The 18,186-nt window shown below is 71.5% G+C and carries 18 protein-coding genes; 15 read left to right on the top strand and 3 right to left on the bottom strand.

Annotated elements, in window-relative coordinates:
• Nucleotides 1–25 precede the first annotated feature (25 nt).
• A complete protein-coding gene (locus AB0B01_RS17615) occupies nucleotides 26–715 on the bottom strand; it encodes a potassium channel family protein (protein ID WP_361719232.1) in 690 nt (229 codons plus the stop codon).
• 67 nt (nucleotides 716–782) lie between these two features.
• On the opposite strand from AB0B01_RS17615, the gene AB0B01_RS17610 reads away from it, so the two are divergent.
• Complete coding sequence (locus AB0B01_RS17610; protein ID WP_361719229.1) at nucleotides 783–1,343, top strand: HIT domain-containing protein; 561 nt, start codon at nucleotides 783–785, stop codon at nucleotides 1,341–1,343.
• 66 nt (nucleotides 1,344–1,409) lie between these two features.
• Here AB0B01_RS17610 and AB0B01_RS17605 read toward each other — a convergent pair whose 3' ends face one another.
• Both AB0B01_RS17605 and AB0B01_RS17600 read right to left on the bottom strand, forming a co-directional pair.
• Entirely contained in the window at nucleotides 1,410–3,074 is a 1,665-nt protein-coding gene (locus AB0B01_RS17605) for a hypothetical protein (protein WP_361719227.1), read from the bottom strand.
• A 190-nt stretch (nucleotides 3,075–3,264) separates the two neighbouring features.
• Complete coding sequence (locus tag AB0B01_RS17600) at nucleotides 3,265–5,460, bottom strand: elongation factor G-like protein EF-G2 (protein ID WP_361719224.1); 2,196 nt, start codon at nucleotides 5,458–5,460, stop codon at nucleotides 3,265–3,267.
• A gap of 298 nt (nucleotides 5,461–5,758) precedes the next feature.
• Here AB0B01_RS17600 and pgsA point away from each other — a divergent pair, with 298 nt between their 5' ends.
• The 14 genes from pgsA to AB0B01_RS17530 all read left to right on the top strand — a co-directional run bounded on the left by pgsA (nucleotide 5,759) and on the right by AB0B01_RS17530 (nucleotide 18,166).
• A complete protein-coding gene (pgsA, locus tag AB0B01_RS17595; protein WP_361719221.1) occupies nucleotides 5,759–6,424 on the top strand; it encodes a phosphatidylinositol phosphate synthase in 666 nt (221 codons plus the stop codon).
• Nucleotides 6,424–7,329, top strand: a complete 906-nt coding sequence (locus AB0B01_RS17590; protein ID WP_361719218.1) for a phosphatidylinositol mannoside acyltransferase — start codon at nucleotides 6,424–6,426, stop codon at nucleotides 7,327–7,329. The genes pgsA and AB0B01_RS17590 overlap by 1 nt, the downstream gene beginning before the upstream one ends.
• Entirely contained in the window at nucleotides 7,326–8,495 is a 1,170-nt protein-coding gene (locus AB0B01_RS17585; RefSeq protein WP_361719215.1) for a glycosyltransferase family 4 protein, read from the top strand. The genes AB0B01_RS17590 and AB0B01_RS17585 overlap by 4 nt, the downstream gene beginning before the upstream one ends.
• Before the next feature lie 55 nt (nucleotides 8,496–8,550).
• Nucleotides 8,551–9,093, top strand: coding sequence for a hypothetical protein (locus AB0B01_RS17580; RefSeq protein ID WP_361719212.1), 543 nt, complete (start codon nucleotides 8,551–8,553; stop codon nucleotides 9,091–9,093).
• A 130-nt stretch (nucleotides 9,094–9,223) separates the two neighbouring features.
• A complete protein-coding gene (gene pdxS / locus AB0B01_RS17575) occupies nucleotides 9,224–10,144 on the top strand; it encodes a pyridoxal 5'-phosphate synthase lyase subunit PdxS (protein ID WP_356848359.1) in 921 nt (306 codons plus the stop codon).
• 5 nt (nucleotides 10,145–10,149) lie between these two features.
• Nucleotides 10,150–10,749 carry a pyridoxal 5'-phosphate synthase glutaminase subunit PdxT gene (gene pdxT, locus AB0B01_RS17570; protein WP_361719209.1) on the top strand — a complete coding sequence of 200 codons (600 nt, stop codon included), beginning with the start codon at nucleotides 10,150–10,152 and terminating at the stop codon, nucleotides 10,747–10,749.
• A gap of 57 nt (nucleotides 10,750–10,806) precedes the next feature.
• Nucleotides 10,807–11,559 (top strand): YebC/PmpR family DNA-binding transcriptional regulator, encoded by a 753-nt coding sequence (locus tag AB0B01_RS17565; RefSeq protein ID WP_361719206.1) that lies wholly within the window; start codon nucleotides 10,807–10,809, stop codon nucleotides 11,557–11,559.
• A 124-nt stretch (nucleotides 11,560–11,683) separates the two neighbouring features.
• Entirely contained in the window at nucleotides 11,684–12,220 is a 537-nt protein-coding gene (gene ruvC, locus AB0B01_RS17560; RefSeq protein ID WP_361719203.1) for a crossover junction endodeoxyribonuclease RuvC, read from the top strand.
• Nucleotides 12,217–12,849 (top strand): Holliday junction branch migration protein RuvA, encoded by a 633-nt coding sequence (gene ruvA, locus AB0B01_RS17555; protein WP_361719200.1) that lies wholly within the window; start codon nucleotides 12,217–12,219, stop codon nucleotides 12,847–12,849. Before ruvC ends, ruvA begins: the two co-directional genes overlap by 4 nt.
• Nucleotides 12,850–12,910: 61 nt before the next feature.
• Nucleotides 12,911–13,978 (top strand): Holliday junction branch migration DNA helicase RuvB, encoded by a 1,068-nt coding sequence (gene ruvB / locus AB0B01_RS17550; RefSeq protein ID WP_361719197.1) that lies wholly within the window; start codon nucleotides 12,911–12,913, stop codon nucleotides 13,976–13,978.
• Nucleotides 13,979–14,140: 162 nt separating this feature from the next.
• Entirely contained in the window at nucleotides 14,141–14,608 is a 468-nt protein-coding gene (gene yajC, locus AB0B01_RS17545) for a preprotein translocase subunit YajC (protein WP_361719194.1), read from the top strand.
• A gap of 154 nt (nucleotides 14,609–14,762) precedes the next feature.
• Nucleotides 14,763–16,559 carry a protein translocase subunit SecD gene (gene secD, locus AB0B01_RS17540; RefSeq protein ID WP_361719191.1) on the top strand — a complete coding sequence of 599 codons (1,797 nt, stop codon included), beginning with the start codon at nucleotides 14,763–14,765 and terminating at the stop codon, nucleotides 16,557–16,559.
• A 3-nt stretch (nucleotides 16,560–16,562) separates the two neighbouring features.
• Complete coding sequence (secF, locus tag AB0B01_RS17535; RefSeq protein WP_361719188.1) at nucleotides 16,563–17,618, top strand: protein translocase subunit SecF; 1,056 nt, start codon at nucleotides 16,563–16,565, stop codon at nucleotides 17,616–17,618.
• Nucleotides 17,615–18,166, top strand: coding sequence for an adenine phosphoribosyltransferase (locus AB0B01_RS17530; RefSeq protein ID WP_361719186.1), 552 nt, complete (start codon nucleotides 17,615–17,617; stop codon nucleotides 18,164–18,166). The genes secF and AB0B01_RS17530 overlap by 4 nt, the downstream gene beginning before the upstream one ends.
• The last annotated feature ends 20 nt before the right edge of the window (nucleotides 18,167–18,186 follow it).

Genomic DNA, 18,186 nt, shown 5'->3' with positions numbered 1-18,186 from the left:
CCGACGCGTCAGGCGCGTACGGCACTCATGAAGGGGCCCCCGGGAAGCCACCGCTTCCCGGGGGCCCCTCCTCGTCCTCCCGGCGGAAGACGTGGAGCAGCCACGAGGAGAACGAGCCCGTCACCGCGCCCAGCAGGGCCAGCCCGCACAGCATCAGACCGCTCGCGATCAACCGGCCCATCGGGGTCACCGGGGTCACGTCGCCGTAGCCCACGGTCGTCAGCGTCTCGCACACCCACCACACCGCGTCCCCGAAGGTGCGGATCGATCCGCCCGGGGCCCGCCGCTCGTGCTGGTAGACGCCGAGCGCCCCCGCGAAGCCGATCAGCAGGGCCGAGAGCCCGGCGTACGTGATCACCCGGGCGTACAGGCCTCGGCGCGGGCGGTCCATCCGCGCTTGGACCGCGTCGTGCAGTTTGACCACGCGCAGCGGGCGCAGCAGCGGCAGGACCAGGACGAGGGTGTCCAGCGCGTGGCGGCGGACGAAGCGCAGCGGTGGCAGCGGGCTCAGGACCATGCGCACCACGTAGTCGCACAAGAAGCACAGCCACGTCACCAGGACCAGGAGGAGGGCGGTCTCCCGCCAGATCCGGGCCGAGTCGGGAGCGAGCACGCGGACCGCGTACGCCGCGAGGAAGACCAGGGAGGCGCAGAGCAGGGGCAGCTCGCTGCGGCGCTCCCACGCGCGGTCCCGGGTCTCGGCGGTGTCGTCCATGGGCCCAGCATCGCGCCCGCGGAGCCGGTCCTTGCCCCGGCGACACGCCCGGCCAGGGCAAGGTCATATGCTGCATCCCATGACGACTGAGCCGGAGCAGCAGGTCGGTGTGGGCACGCAGGACGCGTTCCAGCGTCTGTGGACGCCCCACCGGATGGCGTACATCCAGGGGGAGAACAAGCCGAGCGGCCCGGAGGCCGGGGACGGCTGTCCCTTCTGCGGAATTCCGGAGATGTCCGATCAGGACGGCCTGATCGTGGCACGGGGCCGGCACGTGTACGCCGTGCTCAACCTGTACCCGTACAACGGCGGCCACCTCATGGTCGTCCCGTACCGGCACGTCGCCGACTACACGGACCTGGACGCCGCCGAGACCGCCGAGCTCGCCGATCTCACCAAGCGGGCGATGGTCGCGCTGCGCAAGGCGTCCGGTGCGCACGGGTTCAACATCGGCATGAACCAGGGGGCGGCCGCCGGAGCCGGCATCGCCGCGCACCTGCACCAGCACATCGTGCCCCGCTGGGGCGGGGACACGAACTTCATGCCGGTCGTCGGCCACACCAAGGTGCTGCCGCAACTCCTCGCGGACACCCGGCAGATGCTCGCGGAGGCCTGGCCCCAGGGCTGACCTGCCCTGCGTGTCGGCGACCTGCCCTGCGCGTCGCCGACCAGGCCGGCGCGTCGTAAACCAGCCCTACGCGTCGTAGACGTCCGCCTTGCGGGGTGCGGCGTCCTGGACGAGTCCGCTGACGATCATCGAGCGGTTGGAGAAGCGCTCGGTGTCCACGCCGTTCTCCTCCAGGACCCGCATCGCGGCGGTGTGCACCGCCCGCAGGACCGGGGTCGCGGCACGCAGCGCGTCGTCGGCCATGAAGCGGTGCCGCCACGGCTGGCCGGCCCAGGCGTGCCGCAGCCCGAAGGGCTCCGGCAGGATCAGCTTGCCGCCGAGGAAGTCCAGGATCGGCGGGTACCAGGTCAGCGGGGCCCGGACGGCGAGGCGGACCACCTCCTGCGCGTCCACCAGCGGCAGCGGGCGCTCGACGGTCTCCCAGAACCGGAACGACTTCGGCACCTCGACCTTCGGCGCCTCCGACTTGGTGGTGAACAGGCCGTGCACGGGGCCGAGCGCGTGCCCGGTCACCTCCACCCGCAGGGTCTTGTAGAGCACGGTGACCGTCACCAGCATCGTGATGACGAGCTGGCCGTCCCACAGCGGGTACTGGATGCCGAGGTAGTGCCGGTTGCCGCCGCTGAACTGCTGCTCGTTGCAGATGCGGGTGATCTCGTGCGGCTTCACCAGGAAGGTGTCGACGTCCTCACCGGTGGGACGGGCCACCTCCTTGGCGCCCTCGCCGATCGGCGTGACGATCCAGTGCTGTATCGAGGCCGGCGGCAGTCCGCCGGTGTGCAGGGGGCCGCGCTCCAGCTTGCGCAGCTCGCTGTCGACGGCCCGTATGACGTCCCAGCTGCGGAAGGGGTGGATCTCCGCGCCCTCGGTCCGGGGGACCAGCTCCTCGGCGAGCTGCCAGCTGCCCCAGCGGGTGCCCATGCCGAGGATGCCCTTGGGGCCGGCGTAGAAGACGGAATTGCTGCGGTCCTCGGCGGTGAGCTTGGCCAGGGAGTGGCGCAGGTCCTCGCGGGCCTTCTCGTCGGGGTTGCCGGGCACCGCCTCGGGGATCTTGGCGCCGATGCCGCCGCCGGACAGCAGTCCGTCCCAGCGTGAGCGCATGTCGGCCGCGGTGCGCTCGCACAGGCGGCGGGCGAGGAACCACCCGAGGGCCGGCGCGATGATCATGCCGCGCAGGTAGATGCCGAGGAAGCCGGTGAACGGCAGCCGGAACATCAGGACCGCCGCGAGGACGCCGACGCCCACGAGCAGGGCGGTGCCCACCCAGGAGCGCTTGCCGTCCTTGGCGGACAGGGACTTGCGGAGCTGGAACAGGCCCAGCCACAGCAGCAGTCCCGGCAGGAAGAGCACGCCGCAGACCAGCACGATCAGGCGCAGCTTGCGGTCGCGTTCCTTGCGCAGGCGGGTGGCGGCGAGGCAGTGCTCCACGACGGTCTGCGGGTCGGCGCCGAAGGACTGGATGAGCGGTTTGCGGCCGGGGGCGAGGGTGCGGGCCTCGACGGCACGGCAGAAGGCCTCGCCCAGGTTGGGCTCGAAGAGGGAGATCTTCGGGGGCTTGACCGTGGACTCGTGGTACTCGTTGTTGGCCTTGAGGAGGGAGGACAGCTGGCTGTCCTTGCCGCCGTCCCGGTACGCGGCCGAGGCGAGGGCGTTGGTCGCCGCGGTCTGGCCGCCGCCGCCCTGGAGCGGAATCTGTGCCCCGGGACTGAAGTCGAATCCGTCGTCCGCCACCGCTGCCCCCATCGCCGAGCGTTGCGCTCTACTGTTCTTGCGCTCGTGTGCTCTTGTGCCGTGCTCTTTGCCGCTTTATCGCCTTACCCCGCTGATGAGCCTATCGGCGGACGGCGCCCCGTGGTGACGGGACAGGGAAATGCCGCCCACCGCACGCGGTCGATGGGCGGCTGATCCGATGCCCTGTCAGTCAGCTTCCCTTCTCCGCCTGTTCGCGCACCTTGTCGGCGATCTGCGGCGGCATGGGCTCGTGGCGGGCGTACGCCCGCATGAACCGGCCCGTGCCGTGCGAGACGGAGCGCAACTCGACGGCGTAGCGGCCGATCTCGATCTCGGGGATCTCGGCACGGACCTGTGTACGGCCCGCGCCCGCCTGTTCGGTGCCGACGACCCGGCCGCGGCGGCCCGCGAGGTCGCTCATGACGGGCCCGACGTACTCGTCGGGGACGAGGACGGCCAGTTCGGCGACCGGTTCGAGGAGGTGGATGCGGGCCTCGGCGGCGGCCTCGCGCAGGGCGAGGGCGCCGGCGGTCTGGAAGGCGGCGTCGGAGGAGTCCACCGAGTGCGCCTTCCCGTCGACGAGGGTGACGCGCACGTCGACCAGCGGGTAGCCGGCCGCGACCCCGCGGGCGGCCTGGGCCCGTACGCCCTTCTCGACGGACGGGATGAACTGGCGGGGCACGGCGCCGCCGACGACCTTGTCGACGAACTCGATGCCGCTGCCGGGCGGGAGCGGCTCGACCTCGATCTCGCAGATGGCGAACTGGCCGTGTCCGCCGGACTGTTTGACGTGCCGGCCGCGTCCGGCGGCCTTGGCGCCGAAGGTCTCGCGCAGGCTCACCTTGTGCGGGACGGGGTCGACCTGGACGCCGTAACGGGTGCGCAGCCGTTCCAGGGCCACGTCCTGGTGGGCCTCGCCCAGGCACCACAGGACGACCTGGTGGGTGTCCGGGTTCTGCTCCAGCCGCATCGTGGGGTCCTCGGCGACGAGCCGGGCCAGGCCCTGGGAGAGCTTGTCCTCGTCGGCCTTGCTGTGGGCCTCGATGGCGAGGGGCAGCAGCGGGTCGGGCATCTGCCAGGGCTGCATCAGCAGGGGACGGTCCTTGGCGGAAAGGGTGTCGCCGGTCTCGGCGCGGCCGAGTTTTGCCACGCAGGCGAGGTCGCCGGCGATGGCGTGGGTCAGGGTGCGCTGCTGTTTGCCGAAGGGGGAGGTGAGAGAGCCGATCCGTTCGTCGACGTCGTGGTCCTCGTGCCCGCGGTCGGCCAGCCCGTGGCCACTGACGTGCACGGTCTGCTCGGGCCGCAGGGTGCCGGAGAAGACGCGGACGAGGGAGATGCGGCCCACGTACGGGTCGGAGGCGGTCTTGACGACCTCGGCGACCAGGGGGCCCTGGGGATCGCAGGTCACGGCGGGGCGCTCCGCGCCGTCCGGGGTGGTGACGGCGACGGGGGCCCGCTCCGCGGGGGTCGGGAAGCCACCGGTGATCAGTTCCAGCAGTTCGACGGTGCCGAGCCCCTGGCGGGCGCCCTCGGCGGCCGGGGCGGCCATCAGGACGGGGTGGAAGGTCCCCCGGGCCACGGCGCGCTCCAGGTCGTCCACGAGGGTCTTGACGTCGATCTCCTCGCCGCCGAGGTAGCGGTCCATGAGGCTCTCGTCCTCGCTCTCGGCGATGATCCCCTCGATCAGGCGGGCGCGGGCCTCGGTGATCCGGGCGAGCTCCTCGGGGTCCGGGTCGCGCTCGACCCGCTCCCCGGAGTCGTACGCGTACACGCGCTGCGAGAGCAGGCCGACGAGGCCGGTGACGGGGGCGTGCCCGTCGGGGCCGGGGGGCCCGTAGAGGGGGAGGTAGAGCGGGATGACGGCGTCGGGGTCCTCGGCGCCGAAGATCTCGCCGCAGACCGAGGTCATCTGCTCGTAGTCGGCCCGGGCTGCCTCCAAATGGGTGACGACGATGGCCCGGGGCATGCCGACGGCCTCGCACTCGTCCCAGAGCATGCGGGTGGCGCCGTCGATGCCGTCCGACGAGGAGACGACGAAAAGGGCCGCGTCCGCGGCGCGCAGACCGGCCCTGAGCTCTCCGACGAAGTCGGCGTATCCGGGGGTGTCCAAGAGGTTGATCTTGATTCCGGCCCATTCGACGGGGACGAGGGACAGCTGTACGGATCGCTGCTGCCGGTGTTCGATCTCGTCGTGGTCCGAGACGGTGGCGCCGTCCTCGACCCGGCCGGCCCGGTTGATGGCTCCGGCGGTCAGGGCCAGGGCCTCGACCAGCGTGGTCTTCCCGGATCCGGTGTGGCCGACCAGCACGACGTTCCGTACGGACGAGGGGCGGTCGGCCGCCAGTGCCCTGCCGGCGGCTCCGGCTTGGTGTGATGTGGCTCCCATGGTGCTCGTGCCTCCCGGTGTGGCGGTGAGGAGGTTGATCGGGGTCCTTCGAGCTTTGCACTGCCGTCACACTGCGTCCATACGGAGTACCCCGCGGCGGGAGAAAGAGCGGCCCGGCGGGTCCTGCGCAGGCGCCCCTGCCGGCCGTGGAGCGCGTGTCCGCCGCCTCTCCGGCGGTGGTCCGGCGTTTGTCCGGCGCGAACCGTGGGTGCGCGGCATGGCGGACCGGGGCGCTGGCTACGATGGGCCAGCCGGTGGCCGATGGGGCCGTACGGCCCAGCGACCCTCCGGGAAGGCCATGCTGAACAAGTACGCGCGTGCATTCTTCACGCGTGTTCTCACGCCATTCGCCGCATTTCTGCTCCGGCGGGGGGTGAGCCCGGACGCCGTCACCCTCATCGGCACCGCCGGAGTGGTGGCGGGAGCGCTGGTCTTCTTCCCGCGGGGGGAGTTCTTCTGGGGCACGATCACCATCACCCTCTTCGTGTTCTCCGACCTGGTGGACGGGAACATGGCCCGCCAGGCCGGCACCTCCAGCCGCTGGGGCGCCTTCCTCGACTCCACCCTCGACCGGGTGGCCGACGCGGCGATCTTCGGTGGACTCGCGCTGTGGTACGCGGGCTCCGGGCACGACAACGTGCTGTGCGCGGTGTCGATCTTCTGCCTCGCCAGCGGCCAGGTGGTCTCGTACACCAAGGCCCGCGGCGAGTCGATCGGGCTGCCGGTGGCCGTCAACGGGCTGGTCGAGCGCGCCGAGCGGCTGGTGATCTCGCTGGTCGCGGCCGGTCTCTCCGGTCTGCAGACCTTCGGGGTGCCCTCGTGGATCGGGGTGCTGCTGCCGATCGCGCTGTGGATCGTTGCGGCCGGCTCGCTGGTCACCCTGATCCAGCGGGTGGTCACCGTACGCCGCGAGGCGGCGGAGGCGGATGCCGCGGCGTCGGCCTCCGAAGCGGGCGCGGCCTGATGGGCCGGATGCAGGACAAGCTGGTCGACGGGCTGTACGGGCTCGGCTGGGCCGGGGTGAAGAAGCTGCCCGAACCGGCCGCGGTGGCCCTCGGCCGGCGGATCGCCGACTACGCGTGGAAGCGGCGCGGCAAGAGCGTCCTGCGGCTGGAGTCGAACCTGGCCCGGGTGGTGCCCCAGGCGGGCCCGGAGCAGCTGCGGGAGCTGTCGCGGGCCGGCATGCGCTCGTACATGCGCTACTGGATGGAATCCTTCCGACTCCCGGCCATGGACCCGCAGCGCTTCGCCACGGACGTCGAGATCAAGGACGAGCACCTGCTGCGCGAAGCGATCGCCTCGGGGCGCGGGGTGATCGCCGCACTGCCGCACCTGGCCAACTGGGACCTGGCGGGGGCCTGGGTGACCAGGCACGTCGGGGTCGGGTTCACCACCGTGGCGGAGCGCCTCAAGCCCGAGTCGCTGTTCGACCGCTTCGTGGCCTACCGCGAGGGCCTCGGCATGGAGGTGCTGCCCCACAACGGTGGGGCCACCTTCGGGACCCTCGCCCGGCGGCTGCGCTCCGGCGGCCTGATCTGCCTGGTCGCCGACCGCGATCTGTCGGCCTCCGGGGTCGAGGTGGACTTCTTCGGCGCGGCGGCCCGCATGCCGGCCGGGCCGGCGCTGCTGGCCCAGCAGACGGGCGCCGTGCTGCTGCCCGTCACCCTGTACTACGGGGACACCCCGAAGCTGTACGGGCGCATCCACCCCGAGGTGGAGGTGCCCAAGGCCGGGACGCGGACCGAGAAGACGGCCGCCATGACCCAGGCGGTGGCGGACGCCTTCGCCGGGGGGATCGCAGAGCACCCGGAGGACTGGCACATGCTCCAGCGGCTGTGGCTGGACGACCTGGAGGAGCGCTCCGCGTGAAGATCGGCATTGTCTGCCCGTACTCGTGGGACGTGCCCGGAGGGGTCCAGTTCCACATCCGGGACCTGGCCGAACACCTGATCCGGCTCGGCCACGAGGTGTCCGTGCTGGCCCCGGCCGACGACGAGACGCCGCTGCCGCCGTACGTGGTCTCGGCGGGGCGGGCGGTGCCCGTGCCGTACAACGGGTCGGTGGCCCGGCTGAACTTCGGCTTCCTGTCGGCCGCCCGCGTCCGGCGCTGGCTGCACGACGGGGTCTTCGACGTGATCCACATCCACGAGCCGACCTCGCCCTCGCTGGGACTGCTGACCTGCTGGGCGGCGCAGGGGCCGATCGTGGCCACCTTCCACACCTCCAACCCGCGCTCGCGGGCCATGATCGCGGCCTATCCGATCCTCCAGCCGGCCCTGGAGAAGATCAGCGCCCGGATCGCGGTGAGCGAGTACGCCCGGCGCACGCTGGTCGAGCACCTGGGCGGGGACGCGGTGGTCATCCCCAACGGCGTGGACGTGGACTTCTTCGCCTCGGCCGAGCCGAAGGCGGAGTGGGCCGGCGTGACCCTGGGCTTCATCGGCCGCATCGACGAACCCCGCAAGGGGCTCCCCGTGCTGATGGCCGCCTTCCCGCGGATCGTCGAGGCCTGCCCGGACGTACGCCTGCTCGTGGCGGGCCGCGGCGACGAGGAGGAGGCGGTGTCCTCCCTGCCGCCGGCCCTCCGCTCCCGCGTCGAGTTCCTCGGGATGGTCTCGGACGAGGACAAGGCACGCCTGCTGCGCAGCGTCGACGTGTACGTGGCGCCGAACACCGGGGGCGAGAGCTTCGGCATCATCCTGGTCGAGGCCCTCTCGGCGGGGGCGGCGGTCCTGGCCTCCGACCTGGACGCGTTCGCGCAGGTCCTCGACCAGGGCGCGGCGGGGGAGCTGTTCACGAACGAGGACTCCGACGCCCTGGCCGCGGCGGCGGTCTCCCTCCTCCGCGACCCGGCCCGCCGCGCGGAACTCAGCGCCCGCGGCTCGGCCCACGTACGGCGCTTCGACTGGTCGACGGTCGGCGCGGACATCCTGGCGGTCTACGAAACGGTGACGGACGGCGCGACGGCGGTGGCCGCGGACGAACGCGCCCCCCTCCGGACCCGCCTCGGCCTCACCCGCGACCCGTCCCCCTGACCGCGGCCCGGGGTGGGCCGTGCGGGGGACGCGGTGACCGGTAGAGTCGCGCGGCGTGATCGAAACCCTTGTGTGGATTGCCCTGGCGCTCGGCGTGGTCGGGGTGTACCTCAGTTGGACCGCCGGGCGGTTGGACCGGCTGCACTCGCGGATGGATGCGGCCCGGGCGGCTCTCGACGCGCAGCTCGTGCGGCGGGCCTCCGTGGTGCTGGAGGTGGCCACCTCCGGGGTGCTCGACCCCGCCTCCTCGCTCGTGCTGTACGAGGCCGCCCACGCCGCCCGGCAGGCCGAGGAGGAGCAGCGCGAGGTCGCCGAGAGCGAGCTGAGCCAGGCGCTGCGCGCGGTGTTCGCCGATGCCGGCCAGGTCGAGGCGCTCAAGGCGGCCCCCGGGGGCGAGGGCGCCGCCGAGGAGCTCGCCGCGGCCGTGCGGCGGGTGCCCATGGCGCGGCGGTTCCACAACGACGCCGTACGGGCGGCGCGGGCCCTGCGCCGGCACCGCAAGGTGCGGTGGTTCCGGCTGGCCGGGCATGCGCCCTTCCCGCTCGCCTTCGAAATGGACGACGAGCCTCCGGTGGATCTTGCGGATCGGCCGACTTAGACCGCATGGAGCCTCCGAAAGGGCCACTCGCTCCATATTGGCCCTTGCAGTGGACTGGTCCGGGAGGGTTTCCTCAGGCAAGTACGTCAGGTACGTACACCGAGTACACCAGCCCGAGTGAGGTCAATCCGTGAGCACGCTTCCCTCCACCCCGCAGTCCGCTGAGTCCTCGGCGATCGGCACCTCCCGCGTCAAGCGCGGCATGGCCGAGCAGCTCAAGGGCGGCGTGATCATGGACGTGGTCAACGCCGAGCAGGCCAAGATCGCCGAGGACGCCGGCGCCGTGGCCGTCATGGCCCTGGAGCGGGTGCCCGCCGACATCCGCAAGGACGGCGGCGTGGCCCGCATGTCCGACCCGAACATGATCGAAGAGATCATCGACGCCGTCTCCATCCCGGTCATGGCCAAGTCCCGCATCGGCCACTTCGTCGAGGCCCAGGTCCTGCAGTCCCTCGGCGTCGACTACATCGACGAGTCCGAGGTCCTGACCCCGGCCGACGAGGTCAACCACTCCGACAAGTGGGCGTTCACCACCCCCTTCGTCTGTGGCGCCACCAACCTGGGCGAGGCCCTGCGCCGCATCGCCGAGGGCGCGGCCATGATCCGCTCCAAGGGCGAGGCCGGCACCGGCAACGTCGTCGAGGCCGTCCGCCACCTGCGCCAGATCAAGAACGAGATCGCCAAGCTGCGCGGCTTCGACAACAACGAGCTGTACGCCGCCGCCAAGGAGCTGCGCGCCCCGTACGAGCTCGTCAAGGAGGTCGCCGAGCTCGGCAAGCTTCCGGTCGTGCTGTTCTCCGCCGGTGGCGTCGCCACCCCGGCCGACGCCGCCCTGATGCGCCAGCTCGGCGCCGAGGGCGTCTTCGTCGGCTCCGGCATCTTCAAGTCGGGCGACCCGGCCAAGCGCGCCGCCGCCATCGTGAAGGCCACCACCTTCTTCGACGACCCGAAGATCATCGCGGACGCCTCCCGCAACCTGGGCGAGGCCATGGTCGGCATCAACTGCGACACCCTCCCCGAGGCCGAGCGCTACGCCAACCGGGGCTGGTAACCAGCATGAGCATTCCCGGCACCCCCGTCATCGGGGTTCTGGCCCTGCAGGGCGACGTACGGGAGCACCTGATCGCCCTGGCCGCGGCGGACGCCGTGGCCAGGCCGGTCCGGCGTCCCGAGGAGCTCGCCGAGGTCGACGCCCTGGTGATCCCCGGTGGCGAGTCCACGACGATGTCGAAGCTCGCCGTCCTGTTCGGCATGCTGGAGCCGCTGCGCGAGCGCGTCCGGACCGGCATGCCCGTCTACGGCACCTGCGCGGGCATGATCATGCTCGCCGACAAGCTGCTCGACGGCCGTGACGACCAGGAGACGCTCGGCGGCATCGACATGATCGTCCGCCGCAACGCCTTCGGCCGCCAGAACGAGTCCTTCGAGGCACAGATCGACTTCGCCGGCATCGACGGCGGCCCCGTCGAGGGCGTCTTCATCCGCGCCCCGTGGGTCGAGTCGGTCGGCGCCGCCGCCGAGGTGCTCGCCACGTACGACGGCCACACCGTCGCCGTCCGCCAGGGCAGCGTGCTGGCGACCTCGTTCCACCCCGAACTCACCGGCGACGACCGGGTGCACGCGTACTTCGTCGACATGGTGCGCGCGGGGCTGTAACCAGGTCCCGGTAGGATCGGAGACGAACACTGTTGGTTACGCGAAGGAGACAGGCGGATGTCCGGCCACTCTAAATGGGCTACGACGAAGCACAAGAAGGCCGTGATCGATGCCAAGCGCGGCAAGCTCTTCGCGAAGCTGATCAAGAACATCGAGGTCGCGGCCCGGATGGGCGGCGCCGACCCCGAGGGCAACCCGACGCTCTACGACGCCATCCAGAAGGCCAAGAAGAGCTCGGTCCCGAACAAGAACATCGACTCCGCGGTCAAGCGCGGCGGCGGCCTCGAAGCCGGTGGCGTGGACTACGAGACGATCATGTACGAGGGCTACGGCCCGAACGGCGTCGCGGTCCTCATCGAGTGCCTCACCGACAACCGCAACCGCGCCGCGTCCGACGTCCGCGTCGCCATGACCCGCAACGGCGGTTCGATGGCGGACCCGGGCTCGGTCTCGTACCTGTTCAACCGCAAGGGCGTCGTCATCCTGCCGAAGGGCGAGCTCACCGAGGACGACGTGCTCGGCGCGGTGCTTGAGGCCGGTGCCGAAGAGGTCAACGACAACGGCGACACCTTCGAGATCATCAGCGAGGCCACCGACATGGTCGCGGTCCGTACCGCGCTCCAGCAGGCCGGCATCGACTACGACTCGGCCGACTCCAGCTTCGTCCCGACCATGCAGGTCGAGCTCGACGAAGAGGGCGCGCGCAAGATCTTCAAGCTGATCGACGCGCTGGAGGACAGCGACGACGTGCAGAACGTCTTCGCCAACTTCGACGTCTCGGACGAGGTCATGGAGAAGGTCGACGCCTAGGCTGCGCCTTCCATCCAGGTGTGGCGACGGGCCGACGGGGACACTCCGTCGGCCCGTCGGCTTGTCAGTGGTGCCGGATAGTCTGACGGCGTCAACGGGGCGTTCGGCGCGAGGAGGGGGCACGGTGCGCGTACTCGGTGTGGACCCGGGGCTGACGCGGTGCGGTGTCGGCGTGGTCGAGGGGGTGGCCGGACGGCCCCTGACCATGATCGGCGTCGGCGTGGTCCGCACCCCGGCGGACGCCGAGTTGGGTCGCCGGCTCGTCGCCATCGAACAGGGCATCGAGGAGTGGCTGGATGTGCACCGGCCCGAAGTCGTCGCCGTGGAGCGGGTGTTCAGCCAGCACAACGTGCGTACGGTGATGGGGACCGCACAGGCGAGCGCCGTTGCCATGCTGTGTGCCGCCCGGCGCGGGATACCGGTCGCCCTGCACACCCCCAGTGAGGTCAAGGCCGCCGTCACGGGCAGCGGCCGGGCCGACAAGGCGCAGGTCGGCGCCATGGTGACCCGGCTGCTGCGGCTCGCCGCCCCGCCGAAGCCGGCCGACGCCGCGGACGCCCTCGCGCTCGCCATCTGCCACATCTGGCGGGCTCCCGCCCAAAGCCGCCTCCAGCAGGCGGTCGCCCTGCACGCCTCCGCCTCGAAAGGCCGCCCCTCATGATCGCGTTCGTCAGCGGCCCGGTCGCCGCACTCGCCCCCACCCTGGCCGTGATCGAGGTCGGGGGAGTGGGGATGGCCGTGCAGTGCACGCCGAACACCATCGCGGGCCTGCGGATCGGCGAGAGCGCCCGGCTGGCCACCTCCCTGGTGGTGCGGGAGGACTCGCTGACGCTCTACGGCTTCGCCGACGACGACGAGCGCCAGGTCTTCGAGCTGCTCCAGACCGCCAGCGGGGTCGGGCCCCGGCTGGCGCAGGCGATGCTCGGGGTGCACAGTCCGGACGCGCTGCGGGTGGCCGTCGCCTCGGGGGACGAGAAGGCCCTGATGGCGGTGCCGGGCATCGGCAAGAAGGGGGCCCAGAAGCTGCTCCTGGAGCTCAAGGACAAGCTGGGCGCGCCGCTGGGCACGGGCGCCCTGGTGGGGGCCCAGCGGGCCGCCGCCACGGGGCCCGCCCCCTGGACCGAGCAGCTCTCCGCGGCCCTCATCGGCCTGGGCTACGCCGCCCGGGAGGCGGAGGAGGCCGTCACGGCGGTGACCCCACAGGCCGAGGCGGCCATCGCCGCCGGCGGCGCCGCCCCGGTCCCGCAGCTGCTGCGCGCCGCCCTCCAGACCTTGAACCGCGCCCGCTGACCGGGGCGCCGCCGCGGCGCGAAGCCGATCACCGTACGAACCGAGAAGGCAGACTGACACCGTGAACTGGGACGACGAGAGCGACCGGGACGAGCGCATTGTCGCGCCCGCGGCGGACGGCGAGGACACCGCCGTCGAGGCGGCCCTGCGCCCCAAGGACCTCGGCGAGTTCGTCGGCCAGGAAAAGGTCCGCCAGCAGCTGGACCTCGTTCTGAAGGCCGCCCGCCAGCGCGGCGCCACCGCGGACCACGTCCTGCTCTCCGGCGCCCCCGGCCTCGGCAAGACCACCCTCTCCATGATCATCGCTGCGGAGATGGGTGCGCCCATCCGGATCACCTCCGGCCCCGCCATCCAGCACGCCGGGGACCTCGCCGCCATCCTCTCCTCCCTCCAGGAGGGCGAGGTCCTCTTCCTCGACGAGATCCACCGCATGTCCCGGCCCGCCGAGGAGATGCTCTACATGGCCATGGAGGACTTCCGGGTCGACGTGATCGTCGGCAAGGGCCCCGGCGCGACCGCGATCCCGCTGGAGCTGCCCCCGTTCACCCTGGTCGGGGCGACGACCCGGGCCGGGCTGCTGCCCCCTCCGCTGCGCGACCGCTTCGGCTTCACGGGGCACATGGAGTTCTACGCGCCCGAGGAGCTGGAGCGCGTCATCCACCGCTCCGCACGCCTCCTCGACGTGGAGATCGACCCCGCGGGCGCCGCCGAGATCGCCGGCCGCTCGCGCGGCACCCCGCGCATCGCCAACCGCCTGCTGCGCCGCGTCCGCGACTACGCCCAGGTGCGGGCCGACGGCGTGGTCACCCGGGAGGTGGCCGCCACCGCCCTGCAGGTGTACGAGGTGGACGGGCGCGGGCTGGACCGACTGGACCGGGCCGTCCTGGAGGCGCTGCTCAAGCTCTTCGGCGGCGGGCCCGTCGGGCTGTCGACCCTCGCCGTCGCGGTGGGGGAGGAGCGGGAGACCGTGGAGGAGGTCGCCGAGCCGTTCCTCGTCCGCGAAGGCCTGCTCGCCCGTACCCCTCGCGGGCGGGTCGCGACCCCCGCCGCATGGGCTCACCTGGGGCTTGTCCCGCCGCAGCACGGCGGGAGTGGATCAAGCGGACAACAGGGCCTGTTCGGGGCCTGACGGCGCGGAGGTTCGACCGCTCAGGAACTGCGGTGCCATGCTGGGCGTTGTTCCATCGGTGCGGACTCGCCTAGACTCCGCCGATGCCGACCCTTCCGGTCGGTATGCCCACCCCCGTAGAAAAGGCCGCCGCATGTGCGGTCGTGCGAAGGACCTACGTCCGTGAATCTCTCATTCCTCCTCCCCATCCTCCTGGGTGTCGGCGCCATGTTCCTGCTGACCCGCAGCCAGAAGAAGAGGCAGCAGCAGGCCGCGCAGATGCGCGAGCAGATGACGCCGGGCACCGGCGTCCGCACCATCGGCGGCATGTACGCCACGGTGAAGGAGATCGGCGACGACACCGTCACCCTTGAGGTGGCCCCCGGCGTCCACGCGATCTACGCCAAGAACGCCATCGGCGCCGTCCTGGAGGACGCGGAGTACAACCGCATCGTCCACGGCATCGTCGAAGATCCGACGATCGACGCGCCGGTGGTCCCCGACGACGCCTCGTCGCTGACCGGGACCGAGGACGGGTCCGCGGACGCGCCCGGGACCGGGACGCCGAAGCTCGACCTGGGCAAGAAGGACGAGCCCGAGGACGACGAGCCCAAGGACGGCAAGGCCGACGGCGACGCCGGCGCGAAGTAGCACGCGCCCGGCCGGGGACCGCGGGCGCCTGACCGGCAGCCGTCGCGGTCCCCGTAAGTGACACTTCTGCGGGGGGCAGGGGTCCCCACACACATTTCGTGGCCGTCCGCGCGCTGACCCGGCGCGGGACGGTTGGACAGGGAGATACGACAAGGTGGCAGCACCGAAGAAGGGCCGGCGGCCCACGGGGGCTCAGGGGAGGCCGGGGCGCGCCCTGGCCGTCATCCTGATCGCAATGGTGGCGCTCACCGCGGGGATGTTCCTCACGAAGCAGACGACCCCCCGGCTCGGCATCGACCTCGCCGGCGGTACGAGCATCACGCTCAAGGCCAAGAGCGAGCCCGGCAAGCCGGACGCGATCAACGAGACCAACATGAACACGGCGGTCGGCATCATCGAGCGCCGCGTCAACGGTCTCGGCGTGACGGAGGCCGAGGTCCAGACCCAGGGCCGCGACCACATCATCGTGAACATCCCCAAGGGGACGAACGAGCAGCAGGCCCGCGAGCAGGTCGGCACCACCGCCCAGCTCTATTTCCGCCCGGTCCTGGCCTTCGCCGACGGCGCCCCCGTGGCCCCCGAGGCCACGCCGAGCCCCTCCGCGAGCGGCTCCGGCGCCCCCAAGGCCGAGGGCAGCAAGCCCAGCGCGCCGGCCACCCCGTCGTCCAGCGCCACTTCCCAGGGCCGTGCGCTCAGCGAGGCCCTCAAGGCCCCGGCCGCGCCCACTCCCTCGCCCTCGGCGAGCGAGTCGAAGAAGGCAGACGACACCAAGGCCCCCGCGCCGACCCCGGCCCCCTCGGGTGCCGATGCGGCCGCGGCCGACCTCCAGGCGAAGTTCGCCGCGCTGGACTGCACCAACGAGGCGCAGCGCGCCGCCGCCGGCAAGGGTGCCAAGCCCGAGGAGCCCACGCTCGCCTGCGGCAAGCGCGGCGACGCCTGGGGCAAGTGGATCCTCGGCCCGGCCGGGGTCGCGGGCACGGACGTCAAGGACGCCAAGGGCGTCATCGACCCGCGCCGCGGCCAGTGGATCGTCACGATGGAGTTCACCGACAAGGGCGCCGACAAGTTCGCCAAGATCACCGGTGAGCTCGCCACCAAGCAGATGCCGCAGAACCAGTTCGCCATCGTGCTCGACGGCGAGGTCGTCTCCGACCCGTCCGTGAGCCAGGCGCTGACCGGCGGCAACGCCGAGATCTCCGGCGGCTTCACCCAGCAGTCCGCGCAGGACCTGGGCAACATGCTTTCCTACGGCGCCCTGCCGCTGTCCTTCCAGGAGGACAGCGTCACCACCGTCACCGCCGCGCTCGGCGGCGAACAGCTGAAGGCCGGCCTGATCGCCGGCGCCATCGGCCTCGCCCTCGTCGTGATCTACCTGCTCGTGTACTACCGAGGCCTGGCGTTCATCGCCATCATCAGCCTCCTGGTGTCCGCGGTCCTCACCTACACGATCATGGCGCTGCTCGGAAAGGGCATCGGCTTCGCGCTGAACCTGCCCGCCGTATGCGGTGCGATCGTCGCGATCGGCATCACCGCGGACTCGTTCATCGTCTACTTCGAACGCATCCGCGACGAGATCCGCGAGGGCCGCACCCTGCGTCCCGCCGTGGAGCGGGCCTGGCCGCGCGCCCGGCGCACCATCCTGGTCTCCGACTTCGTGTCGTTCCTGGCCGCCGCGGTGTTGTTCATCGTCACCGTGGGCAAGGTGCAGGGCTTCGCCTTCACCCTGGGTCTGACCACCCTGCTCGACGTGGTGGTGGTGTTCCTCTTCACCAAGCCGGTCATGACGCTGCTGGCCCGTACGAAGTTCTTCTCCAGCGGTCACCCCTGGTCCGGACTGGACCCCAAGCGGCTCGGCGCCAAGCCGCCGCTCCGCCGGTCCCGCCGTACCGGTTCCGGTACGGCCACCGGCGCCGCTTCCGTCACCGCTCCCGTCGACGTAAAGGAGGCGTGAGAGATGTCGAAGCTGGGAGATCTCGGCGCCAAGCTGTACCGCGGTGAGGTCGGGTACGACTTCGTCGGCAAGCGTTTCGTCTGGTACGGCGTTTCCATCCTGATCACCATCACGGCGATCGTGGCCCTGGCCGTCCAAGGCCTCAACATGGGCATCGAGTTCAAGGGCGGTGCCGTCTTCACCACCCCGAAGACGGCCGTCTCCGTCGCCAAGGCGACCGAGGCCGCGGAGAAGGCCTCGGGCCACGACGCGATCGTCCAGGAGCTCGGCACCGGCGGCCTGCGCATCCAGATCTCGGGTCTGGACACCGACGCGGCGGCCGACGTGAAGAAGGAGCTCGCCGCCGACCTCAAGGTCACGGAGAAGGACATCAACGCCGACCTGGTCGGCCCCAGCTGGGGCGAGCAGATCGCGAACAAGGCCTGGACCGGCCTCGGTGTCTTCATGGTCCTCGTCGTGATCTACCTCGCCATCGCCTTCGAGTGGCGGATGGCGGTCGCGGCACTGATCGCCCTGATCCACGACCTCACGATCACGGTCGGCGTGTACGCGCTGGTCGGGTTCGAGGTGACGCCGGGCACCGTGATCGGTCTGCTGACCATCCTCGGTTACTCCCTCTACGACACCGTCGTCGTCTTCGACGGTCTCAAGGAGGGCTCGAAGGACATCACCAAGCAGACCCGCTACACCTTCAGCGACGTCGCCAACCGCAGCATCAACGGCACCCTGGTCCGTTCCATCAACACCACGGTCGTCGCGCTGCTCCCGGTCGGGGCGCTGCTCTTCATCGGCGGCGGCTTCCTGGGCGCGGGCATGCTCAACGACATCTCGCTGTCGCTGTTCGTCGGCCTCGCGGCCGGTGCGTACTCCTCGATCTTCATCGCGACCCCGCTGGTCGTGGACCTGAAGGAGCGCGAGCCCGCCATGAAGGCCCTGCGCAAGCGGGTCCTCGCCAAGCGCGAGGCCGAGGCCGCCAAGGGCGGCCCCGCGGACGAGGGACACGGGTCCGAGGCCGGACCCCAGGTCGTGGCGCAGGGCCGCGCGGGGCGGCGCCGGTGAGCCCGCTGTCCCCCGAGGTGCACGACCTGCTGCTCAGCCGGATCAAGGACGTCGCCGACTACCCGAAGCCGGGCGTGATGTTCAAGGACATCACCCCGCTGCTGGCCGACCCGAAGGCCTTCGCGGCGCTGACGGCCGAGCTGGTGGACCTCGCCACCCGGTACGGTGCCACGAAGATCGTCGGGCTGGAGGCGCGCGGTTTCATCCTCGCGGCCCCGGTCGCGGTCCAGGCGGGCATCGGCTTCGTGCCGGTCCGCAAGGCCGGAAAGCTGCCGGGCGCGACGCTCGGACAGGCGTACGACCTGGAGTACGGGACCGCCGAGATCGAGGTCCACGCGGAGGACCTGGCCATCGGTGACCGGGTCATGGTCATCGACGACGTCCTGGCCACCGGCGGCACGGCCGAGGCCTCGCTCACGCTGATCCGCCGTGCGGGTGCCGAGGTCGCCGGTGTGGCCGTACTGATGGAGCTGTCGTTCCTGCCGGGCCGCGAGCGGCTGTCCGGTGCGCTGGCGGGCGCCCCGCTGGACGCGCTGATCGTGGTCTGATCGCGGTCTGACGACACCAC

Source organism: Streptomyces sp. NPDC044571, from assembly GCF_040647115.1.
In the GTDB taxonomy this organism is placed as follows: domain Bacteria; phylum Actinomycetota; class Actinomycetes; order Streptomycetales; family Streptomycetaceae; genus Streptomyces.
This window is presented reverse-complemented; position numbering and strand designations above follow the sequence as displayed.

Bases quoted from the DNA above. Each gene is read 5' to 3' on its own strand.
- secF (WP_361719188.1), top strand. From the start codon at position 16,563: ATGTCGAAGCTGGGAGATCTCGGCGCCAAGCTGTACCGCGGTGAGGTC.
- pdxT (WP_361719209.1), top strand. From the start codon at position 10,150: ATGAGCATTCCCGGCACCCCCGTCATCGGGGTTCTGGCCCTGCAGGGC.
- AB0B01_RS17615 (WP_361719232.1), bottom strand. From the start codon at position 715: ATGGACGACACCGCCGAGACCCGGGACCGCGCGTGGGAGCGCCGCAGC.
- pgsA (WP_361719221.1), top strand. From the start codon at position 5,759: ATGCTGAACAAGTACGCGCGTGCATTCTTCACGCGTGTTCTCACGCCA.
- AB0B01_RS17600 (WP_361719224.1), bottom strand. From the start codon at position 5,460: ATGGGAGCCACATCACACCAAGCCGGAGCCGCCGGCAGGGCACTGGCG.
- ruvA (WP_361719200.1), top strand. From the start codon at position 12,217: ATGATCGCGTTCGTCAGCGGCCCGGTCGCCGCACTCGCCCCCACCCTG.
- AB0B01_RS17565 (WP_361719206.1), top strand. From the start codon at position 10,807: ATGTCCGGCCACTCTAAATGGGCTACGACGAAGCACAAGAAGGCCGTG.
- AB0B01_RS17610 (WP_361719229.1), top strand. From the start codon at position 783: ATGCTGCATCCCATGACGACTGAGCCGGAGCAGCAGGTCGGTGTGGGC.
- AB0B01_RS17590 (WP_361719218.1), top strand. From the start codon at position 6,424: ATGGGCCGGATGCAGGACAAGCTGGTCGACGGGCTGTACGGGCTCGGC.